Origin of the sequence: Streptomyces chengmaiensis, assembly GCF_029846775.1 — a bacterium.
Taxonomy (GTDB): domain Bacteria; phylum Actinomycetota; class Actinomycetes; order Streptomycetales; family Streptomycetaceae; genus Streptomyces; species Streptomyces chengmaiensis.
Window position 1 is genome coordinate 1 of record NZ_JARWBG010000044.1, and the last position, 22,669, is coordinate 22,669.

At 73.4% G+C, this 22,669-nt stretch carries 18 protein-coding genes; 8 read left to right on the plus strand and 10 right to left on the minus strand.

Annotation, left to right across the window (positions count from 1 at the left end; genetic code table 11):
* The 3 genes from QCN29_RS27960 to QCN29_RS27970 all read left to right on the plus strand — a co-directional run.
* The coding region (locus QCN29_RS27960; RefSeq protein ID WP_279931650.1) for an Hsp70 family protein at nucleotides 1-487 on the plus strand (487 nt) is incomplete at its 5' end.
* Nucleotides 484-1,077 carry a nucleotide exchange factor GrpE gene (gene grpE, locus QCN29_RS27965; protein ID WP_279931651.1) on the plus strand — a complete coding sequence of 198 codons (594 nt, stop codon included), beginning with the start codon at nucleotides 484-486 and terminating at the stop codon, nucleotides 1,075-1,077. The genes QCN29_RS27960 and grpE, both read left to right, overlap by 4 nt.
* Before the next feature lie 645 nt (nucleotides 1,078-1,722).
* On the plus strand, nucleotides 1,723-2,814 hold the full coding sequence (locus QCN29_RS27970; RefSeq protein WP_279931653.1) for a sugar ABC transporter substrate-binding protein: 1,092 nt from the start codon (nucleotides 1,723-1,725) through the stop codon (nucleotides 2,812-2,814).
* 260 nt (nucleotides 2,815-3,074) lie between these two features.
* Here the strand turns inward: QCN29_RS27970 and QCN29_RS27975 are convergent, their stop codons facing one another.
* Together QCN29_RS27975 and QCN29_RS27980 are read right to left on the minus strand one after the other, a co-directional pair.
* Nucleotides 3,075-3,959 (minus strand): DMT family protein, encoded by an 885-nt coding sequence (locus QCN29_RS27975; protein WP_279931654.1) that lies wholly within the window; start codon nucleotides 3,957-3,959, stop codon nucleotides 3,075-3,077.
* A gap of 313 nt (nucleotides 3,960-4,272) precedes the next feature.
* Nucleotides 4,273-4,659: a peptidase inhibitor family I36 protein gene (locus QCN29_RS27980; protein ID WP_279931655.1), complete on the minus strand. Its 387-nt coding sequence runs from the start codon at nucleotides 4,657-4,659 to the stop codon at nucleotides 4,273-4,275.
* A gap of 204 nt (nucleotides 4,660-4,863) precedes the next feature.
* Here QCN29_RS27980 and QCN29_RS27985 point away from each other — a divergent pair, with 204 nt between their 5' ends.
* Nucleotides 4,864-7,740, plus strand: coding sequence for an nSTAND1 domain-containing NTPase (locus QCN29_RS27985; protein ID WP_279931656.1), 2,877 nt, complete (start codon nucleotides 4,864-4,866; stop codon nucleotides 7,738-7,740).
* A gap of 25 nt (nucleotides 7,741-7,765) precedes the next feature.
* On the opposite strand, the gene QCN29_RS27990 is transcribed toward QCN29_RS27985, so the two are convergent.
* Complete coding sequence (locus QCN29_RS27990) at nucleotides 7,766-8,449, minus strand: DUF429 domain-containing protein (RefSeq protein ID WP_279931658.1); 684 nt, start codon at nucleotides 8,447-8,449, stop codon at nucleotides 7,766-7,768.
* Between the two features lie 450 nt (nucleotides 8,450-8,899).
* Here QCN29_RS27990 and QCN29_RS27995 point away from each other — a divergent pair, with 450 nt between their 5' ends.
* Entirely contained in the window at nucleotides 8,900-9,133 is a 234-nt protein-coding gene (locus QCN29_RS27995) for a hypothetical protein (protein ID WP_279931659.1), read from the plus strand.
* A gap of 270 nt (nucleotides 9,134-9,403) precedes the next feature.
* Here the strand turns inward: QCN29_RS27995 and QCN29_RS28000 are convergent, their stop codons facing one another.
* Complete coding sequence (locus QCN29_RS28000; protein WP_279931660.1) at nucleotides 9,404-10,660, minus strand: amino acid aminotransferase; 1,257 nt, start codon at nucleotides 10,658-10,660, stop codon at nucleotides 9,404-9,406.
* Complete coding sequence (locus QCN29_RS28005; RefSeq protein ID WP_279931662.1) at nucleotides 10,653-11,651, minus strand: DMT family transporter; 999 nt, start codon at nucleotides 11,649-11,651, stop codon at nucleotides 10,653-10,655. Before QCN29_RS28005 ends, QCN29_RS28000 begins: the two co-directional genes overlap by 8 nt.
* Nucleotides 11,652-11,828: 177 nt before the next feature.
* Between QCN29_RS28005 and QCN29_RS28010 the strand changes: the two genes are divergently transcribed.
* Complete coding sequence (locus QCN29_RS28010; protein WP_279931663.1) at nucleotides 11,829-12,296, plus strand: Lrp/AsnC family transcriptional regulator; 468 nt, start codon at nucleotides 11,829-11,831, stop codon at nucleotides 12,294-12,296.
* 178 nt (nucleotides 12,297-12,474) lie between these two features.
* Here QCN29_RS28010 and QCN29_RS28015 read toward each other — a convergent pair whose 3' ends face one another.
* Nucleotides 12,475-14,211 (minus strand): glycoside hydrolase family 71 protein, encoded by a 1,737-nt coding sequence (locus QCN29_RS28015; protein ID WP_279931664.1) that lies wholly within the window; start codon nucleotides 14,209-14,211, stop codon nucleotides 12,475-12,477.
* A 180-nt stretch (nucleotides 14,212-14,391) separates the two neighbouring features.
* Between QCN29_RS28015 and QCN29_RS28020 the strand changes: the two genes are divergently transcribed.
* Entirely contained in the window at nucleotides 14,392-14,613 is a 222-nt protein-coding gene (locus tag QCN29_RS28020) for a GntR family transcriptional regulator (protein WP_279931665.1), read from the plus strand.
* Between the two features lie 112 nt (nucleotides 14,614-14,725).
* Here the strand turns inward: QCN29_RS28020 and QCN29_RS28025 are convergent, their stop codons facing one another.
* A complete protein-coding gene (locus QCN29_RS28025; protein ID WP_279931666.1) occupies nucleotides 14,726-15,697 on the minus strand; it encodes a threo-3-hydroxy-L-aspartate ammonia-lyase in 972 nt (323 codons plus the stop codon).
* A gap of 288 nt (nucleotides 15,698-15,985) precedes the next feature.
* On the opposite strand from QCN29_RS28025, the gene QCN29_RS28030 reads away from it, so the two are divergent.
* Nucleotides 15,986-17,335 carry a S1 family peptidase gene (locus QCN29_RS28030; protein WP_279931667.1) on the plus strand — a complete coding sequence of 450 codons (1,350 nt, stop codon included), beginning with the start codon at nucleotides 15,986-15,988 and terminating at the stop codon, nucleotides 17,333-17,335.
* A 171-nt stretch (nucleotides 17,336-17,506) separates the two neighbouring features.
* Here QCN29_RS28030 and QCN29_RS28035 read toward each other — a convergent pair whose 3' ends face one another.
* From QCN29_RS28035 to QCN29_RS28045, 3 genes are all read right to left on the minus strand, one after another.
* Nucleotides 17,507-19,330 (minus strand): nickel transporter, encoded by a 1,824-nt coding sequence (locus QCN29_RS28035; RefSeq protein ID WP_279931668.1) that lies wholly within the window; start codon nucleotides 19,328-19,330, stop codon nucleotides 17,507-17,509.
* Nucleotides 19,330-20,766: a tetratricopeptide repeat protein gene (locus QCN29_RS28040; RefSeq protein ID WP_279931669.1), complete on the minus strand. Its 1,437-nt coding sequence runs from the start codon at nucleotides 20,764-20,766 to the stop codon at nucleotides 19,330-19,332. The genes QCN29_RS28035 and QCN29_RS28040 overlap by 1 nt, the downstream gene beginning before the upstream one ends.
* Before the next feature lie 236 nt (nucleotides 20,767-21,002).
* Nucleotides 21,003-22,538, minus strand: a complete 1,536-nt coding sequence (locus QCN29_RS28045) for a DUF4331 domain-containing protein (RefSeq protein ID WP_279931671.1) — start codon at nucleotides 22,536-22,538, stop codon at nucleotides 21,003-21,005.
* Nucleotides 22,539-22,669: the final 131 nt, after the last annotated feature.

A 22,669-nucleotide genomic window follows, 5' to 3' on the forward strand; every position in this document is an offset into this window, starting at 1 on the left:
CCTGGGCACGGGCAAGGAGCAGAAGATGACCGTCACCGGCGGCTCCTCGCTGCCGAAGGACGAGGTCGACCGGATGCGTGAGGAGGCCGAGCGCTACGCGGACGAGGACCACCGGCGCCGCGAGGCCGCCGAGACCCGCAACCAGGGCGAGCAGCTCGTCTACCAGACCGAGAAGCTGCTGCGCGACAACCCGGACAAGATCCCCGAAGAGATGAAGACCGAGGTCGAGACCGCCGTCGGCGAGCTGAAGGAGAAGCTCAAGGGCGAAGACACCGCTGAGATCCGCACCGCCACGGAGAAGGCCGCCGCCGTCGCGCAGAAGATCGGCTCCGCGATGTACGCCCAGGCGCAGGGCGCCGCCGGGGCGGGAGCCGCAGGCGGGCACACCGCGGGCACGGGCGACGGGGCGAAGACGGGCCCGGGCGGCGAGGAGGACGTCGTGGACGCGGAGATCGTCGACGACGAACGGAAGGACGACACCGGATGACCTTCCCCCGCGACCCCGCCGCCCCGGGCCTTGGGACCTCCGCCCCGGCCGGGCCGCCCCCCGAGCCTTCCGCCGGGACGGACCGGCTGCGGCGGCGGCTCGCCGAGCGGACGGCAGACCTGAAGCGCGTGAAGGCCGAGTACGACAACTACCGCAAGCGGGTGCACCGCGACCGGCTGGCGATACGGCAGATCGCGGTCTCCAATGTGCTGACCGCCCTGCTGTCCGTCCTGGACACCGTCGAGCAGGCGCGGGCGCACGGCGCGGACGACCGGGCCTTCGCCCTCGTCGCGGACTCACTGCGGCGGGAGACCGCCGCGCTCGGGCTGCTGCCCGTCGGGGAGGAGGGGGAGCCGTTCGACCCCCGCAGACATGAAGCGCTGGTCTACACCCCGTCCCACGACGCGACGGCGGCCGTGTGCACACGGGTGCTCCGGCGCGGCTACCGCGTCGGAGACCATCTGCTGCGGCCCGCGGAGGTCGCCGTCACCGGCCCGCCGAACGCAGCCGCGCGGCCTGCGCCGCCTCCCGCGGGGCGACGGTTCGGCGCGGTCGGCCCGGGGCAGGGCGCTGCACATCCGCTCCGTTGACCCGGGCCGCTCCGTTGACCCGGGCCGCTCCGTTGACCCGGCCGGCGGCCCACAGGCCGTGTGCCGCGACCGGCAATGTCTTCCCGTCGAGGAGCGTCGTCCGGTGCTGGGGGCGCTCCCACGCCCGAAGGACTGCGGGGGGAGATCGCAGGGCGGCCGGAATCCTCGCAGCGGAGCTGCTCGGGCTTCTGGCCAACGCATCGTGGGGGTGCCCCCACGCCCTCCCGGGCCTGCAGGGCCCAGGGGGTGGGGTCACGCCCATGCCGGAGGCTGTGGGGGAGCGTGCAGGGCGGCGCGAGTGGGCAAAGCCTGCCGGGAGGGGCACTGGTCCGCGGGCGCGGCGGCGTACTCGGCGTGGCCGCCGTGCACGTCCCGGCCCGGGTTCCCGGAAGCGGCACGGCAGCTCGGCACGCTCCACGGTTTCGGAGAGGCAGGCGGGTCCACCCGGGCCGCGTCGTCGTCGGAATCACGCCACGCGCCGTCGCCGTCTCCGCTCACCAGGCCCCTACCTTCAAGTAACTAACGAACCGGCCTCACTGGCATCTCGTTCGCGCCATCGATCTTGACGCCCCCTCCGGGGAAGGGTTGGCTTCCAGCCACCTCGGCCGTACGGCGCGGCCATGTCAGGGAGGCTGATTTCAACATATGAAGGCACATCTGCGACGGGCGGTCACCGCACTGGCTGCTTCCGCGCTGGCTCTGCCCCTCGCCGCCTGTGGCGGCTCCGAGGATTCGGGCGTACGGATGAGCGACGACATCACCGTCGGCCTGCTGCTGCCCGAGAACCAGGCGGCCCGCTATGAGAAGTTCGACAAGCCGGTCATCGAGGAGAAGATCGGGCAGCTGACGAACGGCAAGGGCAAAGTGGTCTATGCCAACGCCCGGCAGGATGCCGCTCTGCAGATGAAGCAGCTAGAGACCATGGTCGACGACCAGGTGGACGTGGTGATCCTGGGCGCCGTGGACGCCAAGGCCATCGCCGCCGGTGTCGAGAAGGCCGACAAGGCGGGCATCCCGGTCGTCGCCTTCGACCGTCTCGCCGAGGGCCCGATCGACGCCTACACCTCCTTCGACAACGAAGAGGTCGGCCGTGTCCAGGGCGAGGCGCTGCTCAAGGCGCTGGGCGACAAGGCCAAGGACGGCCAGATCGTGATGATGCACGGCGCGGTCACCGACCCGAACGCCGCGCTGTTCAAGAAGGGCGTCAAGTCCGTCCTCGACGGCAAGGTCAACGTCGGCAAGGAGTACGACACCAAGGAGTGGAAGCCGGAGAACGCCACCGCCAACATGGAGGAGGCGATCTCGGAGCTCGGCGCCGACGCGATCACCGGCGTGTACTCGGCCAACGACGGCATGGCGGGCGGCATCGTCACGGCCCTCAAGGCCGGGGGCCTCGGCAAGCTCCCGCCGATCACCGGTCAGGACGCCGAACTCGCCGGAGTGCAGCGGATCGTGGCGGGCGAGCAGTACATGACCGTCTACAAGCCGTACGCCCCCGAGGCCGCGGCCGCCGCCGAGATGGCCATCCTGCTGGCCCGCGGCATTTCCCTCGGCGCCATCGCCCAGGCCGACGTGGACAGCGCCACCGCCCAGGACGTTCCCTCGGTGCTGGTGCCCGTGGTCGCCCTGACGCAGGACAACATCAAGGACACCGTCCTCCAGGACGGCGTCTACTCCGTGGACGAGATCTGCACCGAGAAGTACAAGGACGACTGCGCGGCCCTCGGCCTCGCCTGACATCCCCGTCCTCGCCCGGCCCGAACCCGAGCCGGGCGACAGCCGCGTGCCGTGCGCCATCACCCCCGTGGCGCACGGCACGCGCGTCCCGTGACGGCCCTCGCAGCCTGGCGGGACCGTCCGCAGGACGCTCGGCGAACGCACCCGGCGCGGGCGGCGCCGCGGCGTCGGCGTATGAGCGCGCGCCCGCTCCCCGCCCGCGTGGACGGCGAGGCCGCCGCACCGCGCGCCGCCACTCCGCCGCCGACCGGGCGGCACGCTCACCGGTATTCGCTCGTGTCCTGCTCTCCGCTTCCGGCGCGGGATCTGTCCGGGGCGTGCTGTTCGGCCTCCCCGAAGCGAGCCAGGGCGAGCGCACCCGCGATCGACAGCACGAACCCGGTGACGGCGAGCGGCTCGAGTCCGGAACGCGTGGTGTCACCGAGCCAGACGACGCCGAAGAGAGCGGGCCAGAGCGTCTCCCCGATCACCATCGTCGCGGTCACCGCGGTGACCGAGCCCGACTGCAGCGCGTCGATCAGATAGACGAAGCCGGTGACGCCAGACAGGGCCAAGGCGTACGCCGCCGGCTCGGCGAGCACACCCGGCACCTCCAGATCCGGCATCATGCGCGCGCTGACCGCGACCACCCCGAAGCTGAGCCCGGCGACGCCGCCGAGGGCGACCGCGCGGCCCCGGCGCACAAACCGCCCCACGGCCCACCCGACCAGGGCCAGCCCGGCCGACGCCGCGAGCACTCCCAGACGCAGCGTCAGATCCCCTTCGCCCTCGCCCTCCCGGCCGGCCGCGAGGGCGAGCAGGGCGAGTCCACAGCACACCGCCGCCACCGCGACGACCTCCACGCGGCGCAACCGGATGCGCAGCACGACGGCGGCGACGACCGCGGTGACCGCGAGCGACGAGGCCAGCGCGGCCTCCACGGCGAAGATGGGCACCGAACGCAGCGCTGCCAGCTCCGCGACAAAACCCAGCATGTCCAGCCCGACCCCCGCGACGAACGGCCAGCGCCGCAGGGCGAGGAGCACCGTCCCCACGCCGGTGGTCGAGGACTCCTCGGCTGCCATCCGTGCACCCATGGCCTGCATCACGGTCGCCGTGCCCATGCACACGGCCGCGCCGAGCGCGAAGAGCATGCCGATTCCCATACCAGGACATTAGCGACCGAAGCTCTCTGAGGCGAGCGCACAACCCTGACCCGGCCTCATGGCTCTTGTCTGCTGAACACCGGATAGATTCCGTTATGTCAGGAAGCAGAGTGAAGTGCATGGTTCACCCCGCCGCCCTCCGCATCCGCCCCCGTCGGGACCATGTGCCGCCGCGGAGTCACCGCCACCGCCTCGCCGCATCCGCCGCGGTCCTCGGCTGGCGGCCTCACGCTCGCCGCAGCCGCCGACCCGGGAGTGCGGAGCATATGGGGCCGTCCCCGCCGCCACGGCGGGGACGGCCCCACCCCTCACATCAGCACTCGCCGCCCCACTTGGCGTGGTTCAGCGTGACGCTGCCGCTGACGGTGATCGAGTTGCCGGAGTCCGGCGGGTAGTGCAGGCACCCGGAAGCGGTCTGACCATTCGACCAGGTGACCTTCCACCAGATGTGGTCGGCGCCCGGATACCTGACGCCGTTGTTGAAAATCGACAGCCCGCCGGACGACTTCAGGTTGGCCAGGTTCCCCTTCGACTTCCACGTCGGCTTTCCCGAGTACGACGTGTTGTTCCACACGCAGACGTACTCCCTGGGACAGTCGCTCTTCGCGGCGTGGGCCGACGGCGCCACGGCCACACCCGCGGCCGTCAGAGCCAGTGCGGCCAGGCCGGTGCCTGCGCTGGTGCGGATACGAGATGTCACGGTTCACTCCCTGCTGGTCGGTGGAACGCTGTTGCGATGTCGGTGGCCGGACCCTGCGCCGGCCGGCGCAGTGTGTGTGGGGGGCGCGCGAAGCCCAGATATAGCCCCCGCCGGCTGTTCGGCGTCAGCGCCCTGGCAGCGAACAAACAATTCCTGAACAATCGCGAAGGGGGCGCGGCACCGTACGAAGGGAGCACAGGCGGCATGGCGCGCAAGGAGACCCCGCTGGACGGAGGCGACGGGCCCTTACTGCGTTTCGCCCACGATCTGCGCCGGCTGCGACGGTCGGCGGGAGCGCCCACGTACCGGATGCTGGCCGCCCAGGCGCACTACTCCATCGCCACCCTCTCCAGCGCCGCCTCCGGACGGCGGCTGCCCAGCCTGGACGTGGCGCTGTCCTATGTGCGCGCCTGCGGCGGCGACGTCGACGCCTGGGAGCGGCGATGGCACGAGGTCGCCGCCGAACTGTCCGCGGAACAGCGCGGCGCACCCGCCGGCGGCCGCCCTGCCGGCACGGCCCCCGGCGGCGACGCCGCGCACACGACCACGCAGGACCGGCCGCCCTACGCCGGCCTGGCCCCGCTCGACGCCGATGACGCGGACCGCTTCTTCGGCCGGGAACGGCCGCTGGAGGATCTGCTCGCCCTGCTGCGCCGGCACCGCCTGGTCGCGCTGCTCGGCGCATCGGGAGCGGGGAAGTCCTCGCTGCTGCACGCCGGCCTGCTGCCGCGGCTGCACGCCGAGAACCCCCGGCGCACCCTCCGGGTCATCACCCCCGGACAGCGCCCGCTGACGCGGCTGGCCGAGCTGCCGACGGACCCGTCCGGCCACTCGCCAGACGATGAAGGCCTTCTGATCGTCGACCAGTTCGAGGAGATCTTCACCCTGTGCCGCAGCGAGCAGGAGCGCCGCGCGTTCATCTCCGCCGTGGTGGAGGCGTCGCGCGGGCCGGACGCCCGCTGCCGCGCCGTTCTCGGCGTCCGCGCCGACTTCTACGGGCACTGCGCCCGCCACCCCGACCTCGTCGAGGTCCTGCGGGACGCACAGCTGCCGCTCGGCCCGATGCGCGCCGACGAACTGCGGCGAGCCGTCGTCCAGCCCGCCCGCCACGCCGGCCTGCATGTGGAAGGCGCGCTCCAGGCGACCCTCGTCGCCCATGCCCACGGCCGGGCGGGCGCGCTGCCGCTGCTCTCCCACGCCCTGCTGGAGACCTGGAGCCGCCGGCGCGGCACCACCCTCACACTGGACGGCTTCCGGGCCGCCGGAGGCCTCGACGGCGCACTCGCCCAGACCGCCGAGAGTTTCTACACCTCCCTCGCACCACGGCGGCAGCGCCTCGCCCAGGTGATCTTCGTGCGATTGGTCGCCCTCGGCGAAGGCACCCAGGACACCGGGCGCTCGCTCGCCCCCGGCGGACTGGACGACGACCCGGACACCGCCGCCGTGCTGGAACGCGCCGTCCACGCCCGGCTCCTGACGGCGGACCGCGGGCGGGTGCAGCTCGCCCACGAAGCCCTCATCGGCGCCTGGCCCCGTCTGCGCGGCTGGCTGGCGGAGGACCGCGACCGGCTGCGGATCCAGCACCGGCTGAGCGAGGCCGCACAGGCCTGGGAGGATGTGCGGCGCGACGCGGGCGCCCTGTACCGGGGCGTGCGCCTGGAGCTCGCCCGCGAACTCCTCACCGGCGCACGGCCCGGGCTCACCGCCAGGGAACGGGAGTTCATCGAGGCCAGCGCGGCCGCGGAAGCCGCCGCGAGCAGTTCGGCCCGCCGCCGCGTGCGGGTTCTGCGCAACCTCGTCGCCCTGCTCGCCGTGCTGGCGGCCGTCGCCGGGCTCGCGATCGTCCGGGCCGAACGCGCCCAGCACGAAGTCACCCGCCAGCGGGACAGCGCCGCCGCACGCGACCTGAGCGCCGCCGCCACCGGCCTGTACCACAGCGACCCGGGCCTGGCGGTCCAGCTTGCCCTGGTCGCCCATCGCCTCGCGCCCGGCCCCGCCACCCGCGACAGCCTGCTCAGCACCCTTGCGGCGGCTTGGACGGCCCACCCCAGCGAGGTCGGCTGGCTGGCGTTCGGGCCCGCCCGGGCAGACGGGACGCTGCTGGCGACCGCGAGCGGCGACCACACGGCACGGCTGTGGCGCCTCCGGGGCGCCCGCGCCCCCGCGGCCCCGGCCGGCACGCTCACCGGTCACCGCGACGACGTGCGCTCGGTGGCCGTCAGCCCCGAGGGGCGCACGGTCGCCACCGCGAGCGCCGACGCCACCGTACGGCTGTGGGAGGTGTCCCGTCCCGGCGGCCCGCGGCCGCTGGCGGTGCTGACCGCGCACCGCGACGATGTGCGCACCGTCGCGTTCGGCCCCGACGGCCGCATCCTCGCCACCGCGGGCGAGGACAAGACCGTACGGCTGTGGGAGGTGTCCCGTCCCGGCGGCCCGCGGCCGCTGGCGGTGCTGACCGCCCATCACGACACCGTACGCTCCGTGGCCTTCAGCCCCGACGGCCGCACTCTGGCCACCGCGGGCGAGGACAAGACCACCCGCCTGTGGGATCTGGCCGACCCCGGCAGCCCGACCGCCCTGGCCACCGTCGGCGGCCACACCACCACCGTGTTCTCCGTGGCCTTCAGCCCCGACGGCCGCACCCTGGCCACCGCCGGCGGACTGGACACCCCGGCGCGGCTGTGGGACATCACGCGCCGCTCCCACCCCGCCCCGCTCGCCACACTCACCGGCCACACCGACGTCGTCGGCTCTGTGGCCTTCAGCCCCGACGGCCGCACTCTGGCCACCGCGAGCGACGACCGGACGGCCCGTCTGTGGGACGTCACCCGCCCCGCCGGCCCCGAGCCGCTGGCCACCATCGGCGGATACACCACGGCCGTGGGCGCCGTGGCCTTCAGCCCCGACGGCGGCGCCCTGGCCGCCAGCGGCTACGACCACACCGTCCGGCTGCTGGACCTCGACTTCGAGCGGCTCGTCGCCCATGCCTGCACCCGCGCCCGCCCCACGATCACCCGCGCCCAGTGGGCGGCGCACGCCCCTTACCTCGACTACGACCCGCCCTGCGCGCAAGCCCCCTGAGCCGCACCGCAGCCGGGCCCGCCCCTCAGTACCAGATCGCGATCGGCCTGCCGTGCCGGTCGCGCTCCGGCGGATCGGGCAACGGACTCGCCGACCCCTGCGCGATCCGGTGCGCGCTCCACGCCGCGGCCGCCGCGTCCAGGACGTCGTCCGGCGGGACCCGGCCCGCCTCCCCGAGAGCGTCGGGCAGCGCGACCCCGGCGGCCTCGAGAAGCGACCGCCGGGCCATCTGCCCCGCCCAGCTCTTCTTGCGGAGCCCGAGCGGCGTCTTCCCGGCCAGCGCCCAGAACGAAACCTCGGGATGCACTTCGAAGAGACGCCCGCCGTCCTCCGCGCCGTCCCGGCACGCGTTCGCCTCGCGCAGCCTGGCGGCGAGCCCCCAGGTCTGCCGGCTCAGTCCGGCGCCGGTGAGCTCCCGGCACAGCCGGCCCGCGGCCTCATAGCTCTCTTCCCGCCACACCGCTCGGGGAGGCACCCGGAACACGCTGCTCCGCAACCCGCCCAGAAGTGCCGCCGCTTCGGCGTCCGCACGCCGCCACCCCGACTCCACCAGCCCCAGCGGCATGTCCACGCCCACTGTGCCGACCCCGCGGCCCACCGCGTCGGACAGCAGCGAGCGCAGTCCGGCGCTCACCGTCGCGCCGGCGAACCGCCCGTCGCACAGCTCCACGGCCACCCATCCGTCCCGGAACGCGTCGACCCCCAGCACCCTCACCCGTCCGCCGCCCATCTCAGTCGAGGCCGACGACCAGCCGGTCGGGGTGATCCGGCTTGCCCGCCATCTTCTCCGGCCGGCTGACCTCGACGGTCAGCCGGCCGGCCCGGATTCTCCCGGTGCTGGTCATCACGGTCTCCCGACTCCTTCGGACTCCTCCGGCGGACGGCGGCGGGCTGCAAGCGGCTCACCCCTTGCGGGCGGTCTGCCCGAGCGTAAGCCCGGTCCGCGGCCGAGCGGGCCCGGCGCGGGGCGGGAGCACCCCTGCGCGGTACATGGTCGCCCGCCTGACTGACCAGCAGCCGTACGGCCCGCTCCCCGCCGCGGCTGCCGGTGCGGATCCGCCCTCCCCCCCCAGATGGTCACGGTGCCGGCGCCGCACCGCCGCACCCCGGGAGGGCCGACGAGATGTGCCGGACGCCGGGCTGACGCACGCTGGATGGCATGACCGAAGCGCATGGACCAGACGCCACCCCCGCCCCGATCGTCGTCCTCGGCATCGTGCCGACCGACCCGCCGTTCAGGGTGGTGGAGATCCACGGAAACGTGGCCGGCACCGCTCACGACATCACCGATGTGATCAGACTGGCCCACCAGGCCGGGCTGACCCATGTCGACCTCGACGACCCGGCGGTCGTCCGCTGGGTCGGCGGCGGCAAGTACAAGTGGGCGCACTGACCGCTGCACGGCCCGCCGCCCCGGCCCGTCCGCCCGCCGCCTTGGCTCGTCCGGGCGCCGCCCGCGCCCCGGGCGGCGGCCCGGATGCCGTCGAACACCACGCTGCCCGCCTGCTCCGGCCGTGCGGCCGGGATGCGGCCGCCGCGGCCGTCGGAGACCCGCAGCCCGGCGGTCGTCCGCTCGGCCTGCCCCCCCCCGGTACGCGCGGTTCTCGGCCGACGCACGTCACCCCGGCCGCGCACCCGGCGGGCATGTGCCGCGCACCGGCCGTCAGCCGGCCGCTGCGGCCCCCACCGCGTCCAGACGCGCCTCGGCAGCCGCCGCCCCCGCCGTCCGTCCGGCCCCGAGTACGGCCGCGACGCTTTCGGCCAGATACGGAATGCGGTGGGCGGAGACGCCCGCGATGTTGATGCGCCCCGACGTCGTGCCGTACACGGCGAACTCCTCCCGGAGCCGCCGCATCTGGTCCGGCGTGAGCGGCATCGTCGAGAACATGCCCTTCTGCCGGGCGAGGGTCTGTGCGGCGACCGAGTGCCCCAGCGCGCGCAGCCGGCCGGCCAGATCGGACCGGTTGTCCGTGATCCGGGACCGCATGGCGTCCAGTTCCGCCCGCCACGCGGACCGCAGGCCGGGGTCCTCCAGCACCGCGGTCACCACGGCCGCGCCGTGCTCCGGCGGCATGGAGTACAGCGTCCGCGCGATGTTCTGCAGTGAGGTCTCCGCGTGGCGCAGCGCCTGCCGGGAGCGGCCGAGGACTATCGCGCAGCCGGTACGGTCGCTGTACAGGCCGAAGTTCTTCGAGCAGCTGACGGCGACCAGCATCTCCGGGACCCGCGACGCCAGCATCCGCGTGGGCCGCAGGTCCGCGTCCAGGCCGTCGCCGAGACCGTGGTAGGCGAGGTCGACGAAGGGAACCCAGCCGCGCCGCTCGGCCAGGTCCGCCAGCGCCTCCCAGGCCTCGGGCGACGGGTCGACGCCGGTCGGGTTGTGGCAGCAGCCCTGCAGCAGCACCACGTCGTCCCGGCGTGCCTCGCGCAGATCCCGCAGCATCCCCGGCAGGTCCGCGCGCCCCTCGGGGTCGCTCCAGCGGTACGTGCGCACCGTCAGCCCGGCGCCTTCCATGATCGGGCGGTGGTTGACGTAGGCGGGATCGCTGATCCAGACCGTGGCGCCCGGCCGCGTCTGCCGCACGAGGTCGGCCAGCAGCCGCAGCGCGCCGGTTCCTGCCACCGTCTGGACCGCGGCGGCCCGCCCGTCCACCTCGGAGCCGTCCGTCCCCAGGACCAGCGACACCATGGCCCGGTTGTAGGCGAGGTTGCCCGACAGGCCCCGGTACTCCTTGGACGCGGAGCCCTCCGCGAGTCGTATCTCGGCCTCCCGGACGGCCCGCATCACCGGAGTGACGCCGCTGTCGTCGCGGTAGACGCCGAGGACCAGGTTGAGCCGCTCGGGACGGGTGTCCGCGCCGAACGCGGCGGCCAGGTCCCACAGCGGGTCGGCGGGCGGGGGAGTGAGCAGCTCAAGCATCGGCGATGACCTTGCGTCGGAGGGAACGGAGTTGTCGGGGCCGTCGGTTGGCGAGCACCACGCCCGCGGTGATCAGGGGTACGCCTGCCAGCACGGCGAGCGTCGGGACCTCGTCCAGCAGCCAGACGGCGAGGAGGACGACGAGCACGGGGCTGAGGCTGCCCGTGACCGAGGCGCGCTCCGCGCCCAGCCGGCGGATCGCGAACGCGTACAGCAGCCCGGCGGCCAGCCCGACGCCCAGGCCCTGGACGACGGCGAACAGCGCGATGTCGCGCGCCGCGGCGTCCGCGAGCCCGGTGGGCAGCGCCCCGCTCAGCACCAGCAGCGCCAGCACGGCGAACGACGGCAGGCACAGCACGCCGATCGACCCGACCGGGTCAAGGCCGACCTCCTTGAGCCCCACCGTGTACAGCGCCCACAGCCCGCTGGCGACGAGGAGCACTCCGCTGCCGAGGAGCACCTCGGCGTCCAGCGCCACGGTATGGCGGCCGACCAGTGCCACGGCCCCGGCCGCGATCAGGACGAGCCCGACGGCCTGGGTGCCGCGGGGAGCGCCCCGGCCGCCCGCGACCATGATCGCGGAGACGAAGAGCGGGACCATGCCCGGGATCAGCGACCCCACGAAGGCCGCGGAGGTCAGCGCGCCCCCGTACATGGCCGCCAGGAAGAACGGCACCCCGGCGCCGCAGACGATCTTCAACGCGGCGGCGGGCCGCACGGCGGCGAGCTGCCGCCGTCGCCGCCACAGCGCGGGCGCCAGGATCAGGAGCGGCAGACCGAATCGCAGCAGCGCCGCGTCCGCGGGCAGCAGGGTGGAGGAGCTCAGCGCCCGTGCGCTGAGCGCGAAGCCGGCCCAGATGGCCACCGTGAGCAGCAGCGCCGCCACGGCCGCGGCGTTCGGGGGGAGAATGCGCCGTACCCGCGGTCGGGACGCCTCCGCCGCCGCTGCCGGAGGCGCACTCTGCGTCCCCATGGTGTTCGTCGCCGCCACCCGGTCTCCTCGCAATCGCTGATCCAAGCGGGGAGCAGCACCCGTGCTTGCCGGCTGGAAATCGCCCCCCACATTCACGGCAACGCTAGGTCAACCAGCGAGGCAGCCGATTGCTACTTCTGTCTTCCAGAGTTACCGTCGGGGCAGAATCTGCCAAGAATCGGCGAGGAAGAGACGATGGACGCAGTCGACCTCCAGATCATCCGCGAGCTGCAGGCGGACGGCCGGCTGTCCAACCAGGACCTTGCCGACCGCGTCCGCCTGTCGCCCTCTCCCTGTCTGCGCCGCGTCCGCCGGCTCGAACAGGCCGGTCTCATCAGCGGCTACACGGCGATGGTCGACCAGGTGGCCTTCGGGCTGCCCATCACCGTCTTCGTCCGCGTCCGCCTGGAGCGCCACACCGCCGAGGCGGTGAACGTCTTCGAGGAGCACGTCGGGCTCATCGAGCACATCCAGGACTGCTACCTGATGGCCGGCAGCAGCGACTATCTGCTGCGGGTCGTCATCGAGAGCCTGGAGGCCTACGAGATCCTCGTCCGCACCAGAATCCACGCCATTCCGGGCATCGCGTCGATCGAGTCCAGCTTCGCCTTCGGCAGCGTCAAGCAGTCCAGGACCTACCCTCGTCCCGTCGCCGCGGGCTGACCCGGCCCGTCCGTCGGGACCGCTCGGCGGGTCCGGTGAAGTCCGTCGCGGTTCGGCGGCGCACCGAAGGGGCGCGGGGCTGTACCGATACGCGGCTCCCGCGGCGTGGGCGCGACATGCCACGGCGTGCCCGCACGCTCTTGACGCCTGGTCGCGGCAGCCCCAGCGGGGCGAGCGCTCAGCAGCAGGCCGGCGCATCCCGTCCGCTGGTCGCCCCGTAGTACTGCAGATCCTGCACCTCCACCCGGTGCTCGACCGCGTACGGCAGCTCCACCCGCGCCGTGGTCCTCCCGCCGCGCAGCGCCTGCGCCGAACTCGTGCCGGGGCGCAGCGGCAGCAGCTCGGCGTGCACCCCGGCGGGTGCGTCGTACGCGGAATCGGCGGCCCCGACCTGAGTCCGGACCGAGGCGCGACCGGTCAGGAAACTCAGCACCTCCACCGTGTCCCGGGCAGCCGCGCTGCCTTTGCGCAGGGACATCACCCGCGACTGCCCGCCGGTCGGCCGCGCACCGGCGAACTGGGTGCGCGAGGTCAGATAGAGCGTGTCCCGGACGATCCTCGGCCAGGCGCCCGTCTTGAAGCGGGTGAGGTAGTACGAGGTGAGGTCCAGATAGGTGTGGCCGTTGTGCAGCGACGGTGCGAAGTGGGTGCCCTCGGAGTAGTCGTTCCAGGTGGTGAGCTGCACCCAGTCCGCGCCGTCCGCGATGGCGCGGTTCCAGGTGGTGCGCAGCGTCGCCGTGTTGCCCGCCTCGTCGTAGACGCCCTGGTTGGGCCGGGTGTCCTGGACGGACACCGGCTGCATCCAGATCTTGCCCGCCTCGTGGGCGCGCCGCACATCCCGTGCGGCGCCCTGCTGGCCGACGTAACTGCGGCTGCCCCACTCGGAGTAGCCGTGGCTGAGGGGAGCGAACTGCTCGTGGTGCGCGTCGAAGTCGAGGAAGAGCGGCACGAACGCCGTGCGGATCCCATGCCGCGCCTCAAGGGACTTCAGCATCCGCGACCACCATCCGGGGGACTTCTCCTCGGCCTTGAAGGGGGAGACGACCAGCCGCCCGTCGCCCAGCCGGTGCGCCGCGGGGGAGGCGCCCAGCGCGGCCACGGCGTCGGCCAGGACGTCGGGGTCGTCCGTCTTCAGCGAGGTCATGTCCGGCATCAGCATGATCGTGAAGTCGGGGTCGACCGAACGGGCCGCCTGGAGCAGCAGTTCGCACCGCTCCCGGTTCTTGCCCTCCAGGGACAGCATGTCGAGCGTGAAGCCGTCCAGCCCGGCGTCCCGGGCGGTGCGCACCTCCTGCCGGAGGTTGGCCAGCTCCCAGTTCCCGCCGCGGGGTTCGACGGGCAGCGGGCGGTCGCGCAGCAGCCCGCCGTACTCCTCGTGCTTGCCCTTCTCGCCCTCCGGGGTGAGGTAGTTGCGGCTGTAGTAGTCGCGGTCCGGACGGGCGTTGTCGAGGGAGAGCGGATACGGGGTGAAGTAGTGGGCGAACACCAGCTTCCCGCTCGCCTTCAGGGCGGCGGGGGAGGGCAGGTCGAACGGCAGCGGCCCGGTGCGGCGCACCTTCTGCGCGTCCTCGTCGGTGTCGCGTTTCCCTCCCTCGGCGGCGTCGCCCGGCTGCTGCCCGGCGACGGCCTTCTCCTCGGGGGCACTTGGCGACGCCGTGGCGCCGGATGTGGCGCCGGGCGTGGCGCCGGCGCTCGCCTCTTTGCCGGAACCGCCCTGCACGGCCCGCGGCTCGACGATGTCCGGGCCCGCGGCGTCGCCGGTCCGGGCTCCGGAGCGGAACGGATCCCATGCGACGCCGGCGGCGACACAGAGCCCGATCAGCAGGAAGCCCGATATCAGCAACGACAGTCTGCGCCCCCGTAAACCGCTGCGCCGACGGTGCGCTGCCCGCCGCCGGTGACTGTTGCCTCGCATGCTGCATCCCTCCCCTGGACACGCCCGCGCCTGCGGGACGACAGCAGTAGATCCGATCGGCCGCGATACGGACAACCGCTCCCCGGCACAACCGGTCCAAGGTCTCAGTGCGACACCGCGGGCGGCTGCGGACGTCCGGCGTATCAACCACTTGACACAGTTGCCGTATGCGGGAACACGGTGGTGCGGGCGTATCGCGAACTGGAGACCGCGGGGCTGGTCAGGAGCCGCCGGGGCTCGGGCACCCGGGTCATCGCCCTGCCCGACGCCGACGACGCGAAGGCCAGGCTCGCCGAACACGCCCTCAGCTATGCGCTCGCGGTCCGCCGGCTCGACGCCACCGACGAAGAGGCCCTTGCCGCCATCCGCCACGCGCTCGCCACGCAGCCGCCTTCCGGATGAACCGGGGCCGGGCCGGGGCGGACGGAAACCGGCCACGGCACCGTGCCGGAAGGCGTCGGGAGAACGAGGCGGCGGGCCGCGTCTATCTCGTCACGCCGGGTACGGAGGGGTCTCACCCCGCGCCGCACAGCTCCGCGAAGCGCCGCGCGTCCACGTTGCCGCCGGAGACGATCACCCCGATCCGGTCCGGCAGTCCGCCGAGCCGTCCGGCGAGCAGCGCGGCCAGGGCCGAGGCCCCGCTGGGCTCCAGGACGATCTTGAGGCGTTCAAAGGCGAAGCGCATGGCGTCGCGGATCTGCTCATCGCTGACCAGCGCGATCTCATCCACCAGGCGCTGATTGACCGAGAACGTCAGCTCCCCCGGAATGTCGGCGGCCTGACCGTCGGCGATGGTCCGGGGAACGGGGACGGACACCCGCGTGCCGGCTTCCAGCGACCGCTTGGTGTCGTCCCCGGCTTCCGGCTCGACCCCGATGACGCGTATGCCGGGGCACAGACCCTTCGCCGCGGTCGCGCAACCCGCGATCAGCCCTCCGCCGCCCACCGGTGCGAGGAGCGCGCCCAGATCGCCGGTCTCCTCGAGCAGTTCGAGCGCGGCCGTGCCCTGCCCGGCCATGATGTGCGGATGCTCATAGGGCGGAATGAGCGTCAGCCCCCGCTCCTCGGCCAGCGCTTCGCCGAGGGCGACACGGTCGCCCGTATAGCGGTCATAGGTGACGACCTCCGCCCCGTAGCCCGCAGTGGCCTCCACCTTGGACCGCGGCGTGTCCTCGGGCATCAGGATCACCGCGGTCGTGCCCAGCTCCCGCGCGGCCAGGGCGACGGCCTGAGCATGGTTGCCGGACGAGTACGCGGCGATCCCCCGCTCCAACTGCCCTGCCGACAGCCGTGAGGCGGCGTTGTACGCGCCGCGGAACTTGAAAGCGCCGACACGCTGGAAGTTCTCGCACTTGAGGAAGACCTCCGCGCCGACGAGGGCGTCGAGGGTACGGGAGCGCAGCACCGGAGTCCGGTGGGCGACGCCCTTGATCTGCGCGGCGGCGTCACGCACGTCGTCCAGAGTGACAGGTGATGTTGTCGACATGTTCACAGTCTTTCACGGGCCTCTCCGTCGCCGAGCGGCCGCTCACCGGCCCGCGGACCGGCCGGCGGACCGACCGGCGGCGCTGAAGAAGTCGAGGACCGCGGCGGTCGCGTCCAAGTACGTGCTCACCGGGCCGAAGCCGTCTGGTCGGTCGCACGCCGCCGCCGAGCGGCGCCGGCGATGAACGCGGCGGCCGGGCCGCACGTATGCGTAGACGCACCGTTGTCCCGCGGGGCCGGCGTCGCCGACGCCGTGTCGGAGCGGCTTTGAAGAGGGGGACGGAAACGGATGAGGCACGCACGACGCAGCCTGCAGCGCATCACGCGTTTCGCCGCCGTCGGCGGATTACTCTGCGGCGGGCTGTTGGTGACGACCGCGGCCGCCACCGAGCCGCCGGCTCGCGGCCAGGAGCAGACCGAGCCGGACGTCCCCGGCCCGGAGCAGACCGACCGCCCGTCCGGGCTGGGGGCCGGTCTGGTCGCACGCCTCGGGCCGTCGCGCACGGCGGGCACCTGGATCGGGGCGGACGGGAGGTCCGTCGTCGCCGTCACCGACGAGGACGCCGCCGTCGAGGTCGGCCGGTCGGGGGCGCGCGCCAAGGTCGTCGAACACAGCATGAGCCGTCTGCGCTCCGCCGTGGACGCGCTGAGCGCGGCGCCCAGAGTGCCGGGCACCGCCTGGTCGGTCGACTACGCCTCCAACCGCATCGTGGTGCAGGCCGACACCACGGTCTCGTCCGACGACTGGTCCCGCATGTCCCGTCTCGCGGAGCGGATCGGAGGCTTCGTCCACATGGAGCGGACCCCGGGCGCCCTGTCCCCCCGGCTCAACGGCGCGGATCCGGTCTTCTCCCGCACCGGCCGCTGCTCCGCGGGCTTCAATGTGACCGACGGAAGGCGTGCGTTCATCCTGACGGCGGGGCACTGCGGTCCTCCGGGCACCGCCTGGTTCCAGGATCCGCAGGGGACGAAGGGTGTCGGCACCACGACCGCCGGACGCTTCCCCGGCAGCGACTTCTCCCTCGTCGCCTACGGAAACGCCGATGCGACCGCAGCGGACAACGTCGTACGCCTCGCAGGACGGCAGGGCGTGCTGATCACGGCGGCCGCCGATCCCGTCGTCGGCCAGGAGGTGTTCCGCAGCGGCGGCACCACGGGGGTGCGCTCCGGCAAGGTGACCGCGCTCAACGCGACGGTCAACTACCCCGAAGGCACGGTCACCGGACTGATCCAGACCACCGCCTGCGCCGAACCGGGCGACAGCGGAGGGCCGTTGTTCGCGGGCGGCATGGCTCTCGGGGTGACGTCGGGCGGTATCGGCGACTGCAGCAGCGGAGGCACCACATACTTCCAGCCGGTCACCACGGCGATGGAGGCGCTCGGGGTGCGGCTCGCGGGGACGGCCGGCTCCGGGGACGGCGCAGGGGCCGCCTCTCCGCCCTTCACGGCGGGAGTCGGCGCTCTGCCGGGACGGCCGGACGTTCCCGCGCGCCGCACCGGAATCGTCGGCGTCCACACCGTCAAGCCGGGACTGGCGGTCATGGGGGTCAGTCTTGTGGTGCTGGTCGCCAACGGCCTGATCCGCTCGGCCTCCGACCGCAGGAACTACCGCCGGCAGTACTCCCAGATCTGGAGCTGACACCGGGAAGCCACAGGAAGACACAGGAAGACACAGGCAAGGCAGAGCGGAGGAAGGCAAGGCAAGAAGAAGGCGAGGCGCAGAGGCACAGCACATGACGGATGCTGAGGGGAGGGCCGCCAGAGGCGGCCCTCCCCTCAGCCTTGCGCCCGACCGACCGGCGCCGATGCATCAGCTCAGCGTCGCCGCCAGCCCCCTCGTCAGCAGCCCGCACCCCAGCGTCAGAACGACCGCCGCCGTGCCGAGCGGTGCGAACCGGTGGAACAGCGAGAACAGCCGGCCCTGCGGACGCCGGGCCAGCCGGCGCGCGGTGGTGTCCCGCAGCCGGATCACCGCCAGCCCGGCCCCCGCCAGGGTGAGCGCCAGCCCCGCTCCGTACGCCAGAACCAGCAGGAAGCCGAACCACGCCTGGCCGAGAGCCGCCGCGCCGACCAGCACGACGACGGCCGACGGGCTCGGCACAAGGCCCCCGGCCAGCCCCATGAGCACGACTCCGCGCACACCGGGCGCGGGCGGCACATGGCTGTGCCCGTGCCCGTGGTCGTGCCCGTGGTCGTGCTCGTGGTCGTGCCCGTGTCCGTGGTCGTGCGAATGGCGGTGCGGATGGCCGTGCCCGGCGCCGCTGGGGCGGGCGTCCGCGGCCGACTCCAGGACGGCCACGGGCCCCGCGGCAGCGCCCGGTGCGTCATGTCCGCTCCGGTGCGCGCCCGCCAGCGCGGGCGCCCGCGCCTCGTCGTGCCGGTGTTCGTGGGCGTGGTCGACCCCGTGGTCGTGCTCATGGTGCCCGTGACCGCGACCGTGGTCGTGCTCATGGCCGTGTTCATGGCCGTGCCCGTGAACATGTCCGTGACTGTGTCCGTGTCCGTGGGGGAGACGCCGCAGCCGCCAGGCCCGGCGCAGCAGCAGCGCCCCCGCGACGGCCACCGTCGCACCGCTCACCACGGTCAGCCAGGACACCACGGTCGGGGCCGCCGCCGACCCCGCGGTGATCAAGGCGCCCAGGAGGAACACGCCCAGTGTGTGCGTGACCGTCACCGATGCGCCGAGTGCCAGCACTTCCTTCGTGGAGCCGCGCCCACGGGCGGCCGCGGCGGCCGCCATCATGGTCTTGCCGTGCCCGGGGGCCAGCGCGTGCATCGCGCCGAGCAGCAGCGACACGCCGAGCGCCAGCGCCGCGAAGCCCGCGGTCAGTTCATGCCGCGCCACCAGCCCGGTCAGCGCCTGGGCCCAGCGGTCCGCGCCCCGTGGCAGCACGGCGGCCGCAGGGGACCCGCGATCCTCGTCCGCGCCGTGAGCGCCCGCCTCCAGCGGGGGGCCGCCGGAGCGGACGACGAGGGCCGCCGACCGGACCCCGGGAGGTGAGGAGAGAAGATCGTCGGGGTACGCGGTCAGCTCCCGCGAGACGGACGCCCGCGGCACATCCGACTCCGAGAGCGTCATCCGGTCGCCCTGAGCGGTGATCTCCCGCCACCCGGCCCCCGTGGAGACATCGGCCGGGACGTATGTCAGGCGCAGCGGCGCGCCATCGGACGACGGCGCGGTCAGCGGCGCGGTGAGTGTGCAGGCCGTCCTGAGCGTCGGCAGCCCGGCCTGTCCGGGGCGGACCTCTGCCCGTGCGCTTCCGGGAACCGGCGAGACGGCCGCCTCCGAGCCGGCAGCCGAGCCTCCGTCAGCCTGGCCGGCGACCGTCAGCCGGGCCTCTTGCGCCGCCGCGTCACACCGCGCCCGTGCCCACGCCGACAGCTCCGCCTCCGAGAGCCGGCCGTCCCCGTCCGCGTCGACGCGTTTCCGCTCCTGTGTGGCGGGGATCTCCGCGAGGTCCTCGACATGGCGCACGCTCAGCTTCCCGGGAGCGACCACGACGCCGTCGTACTGACTGACCGTGAAATTGCCCAGCGGATGGGCGTGCACCGCCCCGACGGGCAGCAGAACGAGCGCGGCCGCCGCGGCGAGCGTGGCGAGCGGGGCCAGGGCTCGGGCGGCGGCGCGGACCATCACGACCCCCCTCGGGCCGTGGAGGCCGCGGACCGTCCCGACCGCTTGGCCGGCTCGTCCATCGCGGCCTTCGCCTGCCGCGCCTGAGCCTGGGAGAAGCCGGGGTTGAGCTCCAGCGCCGCCCTCAGATGGCGGCGCGCCGCCGCATGCTCGCCGAGCGCCCGCTCGATCATGCCCCGGTGAAACAGGAAGGAAGCATTCCGGTAGCCGGGATCCGGGGCCGTCGCCTTCTTCGCATAGCCCAGCGCCTCCTTGTGCCGCCCGTTCGCGTGGAGCGCCCAGGCGAGCGCGTCGGCCGTGTGGACGCTGTGCCGGCGGGACCACTCGGCGCGCGCCGCGGTCAACGCCTCCGCGGCGTCTCCGTGTCCGGCCTCCACGAGAACGGACTCCGGGTCGGCGGCGACGCCGTTCGCCCGGGCGAGCCGGGTCCAGGCGTTCATAAGCGCGTACTGCTCCTTCGCGTCCCCCTGCCGGCCCTCCGCCTCGTACAGTTCCGCGAGCGCCGCCAGCCGGCCCGGCAGGGGACTGCGCCGTACGACCTCCTCCAGATCGCGCACGGCGCTCTTCATATCGCCCAGCGCCGCCCGGGAACGTCCCCGCCCCTCCAGCGCGGGCACATACTCCGGCTCCGCACGCAGCGCCGCGTCGAAGTGGCCCAGCGCCCGGCGGAAGTCCCCCTGACTCCACGACAGCTGCCCCAGCTCGGTCGCCACATAGGCCTTGTCGCCCGCGCTGAACGCGGAGTCCAGCGCACGCAGCAGCACCCGGCGCGCCCCCTTCACATCGCCGTGCAACTCCAGCACATACGCGTACCGGGTGAACACCGGCACACCGGGCCGCCGGCGGTCGGCCAGCTGCACGGCCTGCCGCGCCTCGCGGTAGCGGCCCAGCTCGACAAGGGCGTCGACCCGGACGGACAGGGCACGCTCGCTGTACGGGTTCACCTCCAGCGCCCGGTCCGCAAGCCGCAGCGCGGCCGTGAAGTCATGCCGCGCCGCGGCAAGGGCCGCCTGCCCAGCCAGCGCCGCATCGTTCTCACCGCCCCCACGGAGCCGCAGCGAACGGCCGAACGCCTTCTCCGCCTGCGGATAGCGCGTCGGGTCGCCGCTGGTCCTGGCCTGCTCGACATAGGCCGCACCCAGCGCCGCCCACCCGCCCGCGTCCCTGGGCTGCGCCTTGAGACGCCGCTGGAGGGCGTCGACGCCGCGTGCGAGGTCCCGTGACGTCAGCGCCGCAGCCGGGACATCCGCGGCGAGCGCGGACGCCGCCTGCCCGGACGCCGCCCGCCCGGCCCCGTCCGGCGTGCCATCAGGTCCGAAAGCCACCGAGACGGCGGTCAGCCCCACCGCCATCGCCGCGGCCGACGCGATCCGCCGCCCCCGCATCACCCCCCGCAGACGGCGCCATCGCGCGAACTGCGGCTTCCATGGAAGCATTCGATCTCAGCCTTCCTCGTTCTGCCGTACGAGCTCATCAGAGCTCTGGTGTCGGGCGGCCCCGCCGCGCCGTGCACGAGGCGACGACGCGTACGGGGCCGCCCGGGAGGGACGGTGCCGGGCCCGGCGTCAGCCCAGCCAGGACCGGCGCGCCGGGTGCCGGCGGCCGCGCAGCCAGCTCACGCCGAGGCCGACCAGCAGCACCCCCAAGGCCCCCGACGCGGCCGACACCAGCATCAGCGTGTCGCTGNGCCGACCAGCAGCACCCCCAAGGCCCCCGACGCGGCCGACACCAGCATCAGCGTGTCGCTGCCCCACGACGCGGCGACCGACGACAGCCCGCCCGTCAGCCCGGTGGCGCCCGACTTGGTCGCGGCCCCGTCCGCCCTCACGTCGGAACCGGCCGTGGGCAGGGCGACGTACGGGAAGTTGCCGCCGAACTCCTTGTCGTTGGCGTCGACCGCGTCGCCCAGGTCGTTCTCGGCGCCGACCAGCTCGCCCTCGACGGTCTGCAGCGCGATGTCCACCACGTCGTCCGTCAGCCGCCGACCGTTCGGGAAGCCCGCGTTGTCCCCGTCCAGCACGCCGAGCCGCTTCGGCTCCGCGACCGGCTTGACGGACGTGTTGAGGCGGAGCATTTCCGAAGGAGTGACGTTCGGCGGCTGGTTGAGGTCCTCGACGCCGGTCAGGAACACCGACACCAGATCGTTCCGAGGCTCTGCCGGCGCCTTGATCTTGTAGAGCTGTTCGATGAGCTTCGGCAGCTCCGGCTCCGTGACGTTCTTCAGGAACTGCCCGTCCTCCTCCGGCGAGGAGGCGTTGAACCTGTCCTTGTCCTTCACCGGGTTGACGACCTCGTTGACCAGCGGCATCCCCAGCCGCGACACCTGGGCGAAGTGCCCTTCGGCGTTCTTGCGCTCCGTCGTCGTGTACACCCCGATCACCGGCTGCTCCGCCGACTGGCGCAGGTAGGAGCTCGGCACCTGGAGGGCGATCGTGTTGACGTTGTAACCCCGCAGCGTGTCGTTCCCGACCTCCGACAGATCCCCTCCGTACAGCAGATCGAAGACCCGCAGATCGAGGAAGAACGGGTCGTCCGCCTGTCCGGCGAAGGCCTTCAGCCCCCCGGGGAGCTTACGCACCGCCTGGTCGCGCAGCTTCTGGTAGTCGGGCATCGACGCCTTGCCCACGTTCGACGGCGCGACCGGCAGATGCCGCCCCAGCACATGGCGGGAGACGACCTTCTTGTGCTTCAGCCGCAGCAGCTCTATGTCGTAGGTCTGGGTGAAGTTGAGATCCGGGTCGTCCAGGCTCTCCACCGCACCCGTGTTGTAGAGGAAGGTGTGCTCGTTCTTCCGGTGGTCCCGGAAAGTGAAGCGGTAGACGAGATCGTCCTGGGCGTCGCCGTCACTGTCGATGTGCAGGTTGTAGCGCGCGTCCTGGGCGAACGGGTAGAAGTTCGGCCCGCCGGCCGGTTCCTGGAACGGCAGCCAGTTCGCCACCAGCGTCGTGCTGTCGGGATGGTCGGGGCTGACGAACGCGTACAGGTCGGTGGTGTCGAACTGAGGCTGCCCGGAGATCAGCGGCGCCTCCCGATGGCTTGACGCGCTCGCCGTCTCCGGCACGGCCAGCCCCACTCCCGCCGCCGCGAGCCCCCCGGCGGCCAGCGCGGCGCCCGTGAGCAGCGCGACGCCCTTGAGCCCGCGCCGCGTCCGCCCGCCGGTCTCCCGCCCGGGCCGCCGCGTCCGCCCGCCTGTGCTGTGTGCAGTCATATCGCACGTCCTTCATCCGTCATCCCGTCTGTCCGGGCTTGCTTGACGTCAAGTACGCGCGCGGGGCCGTTCATGTTCGGAGCCGCACCGGCCGGCCGGCGCGGCGCGGGCTCCGGCGGCCGCTCCGGCAC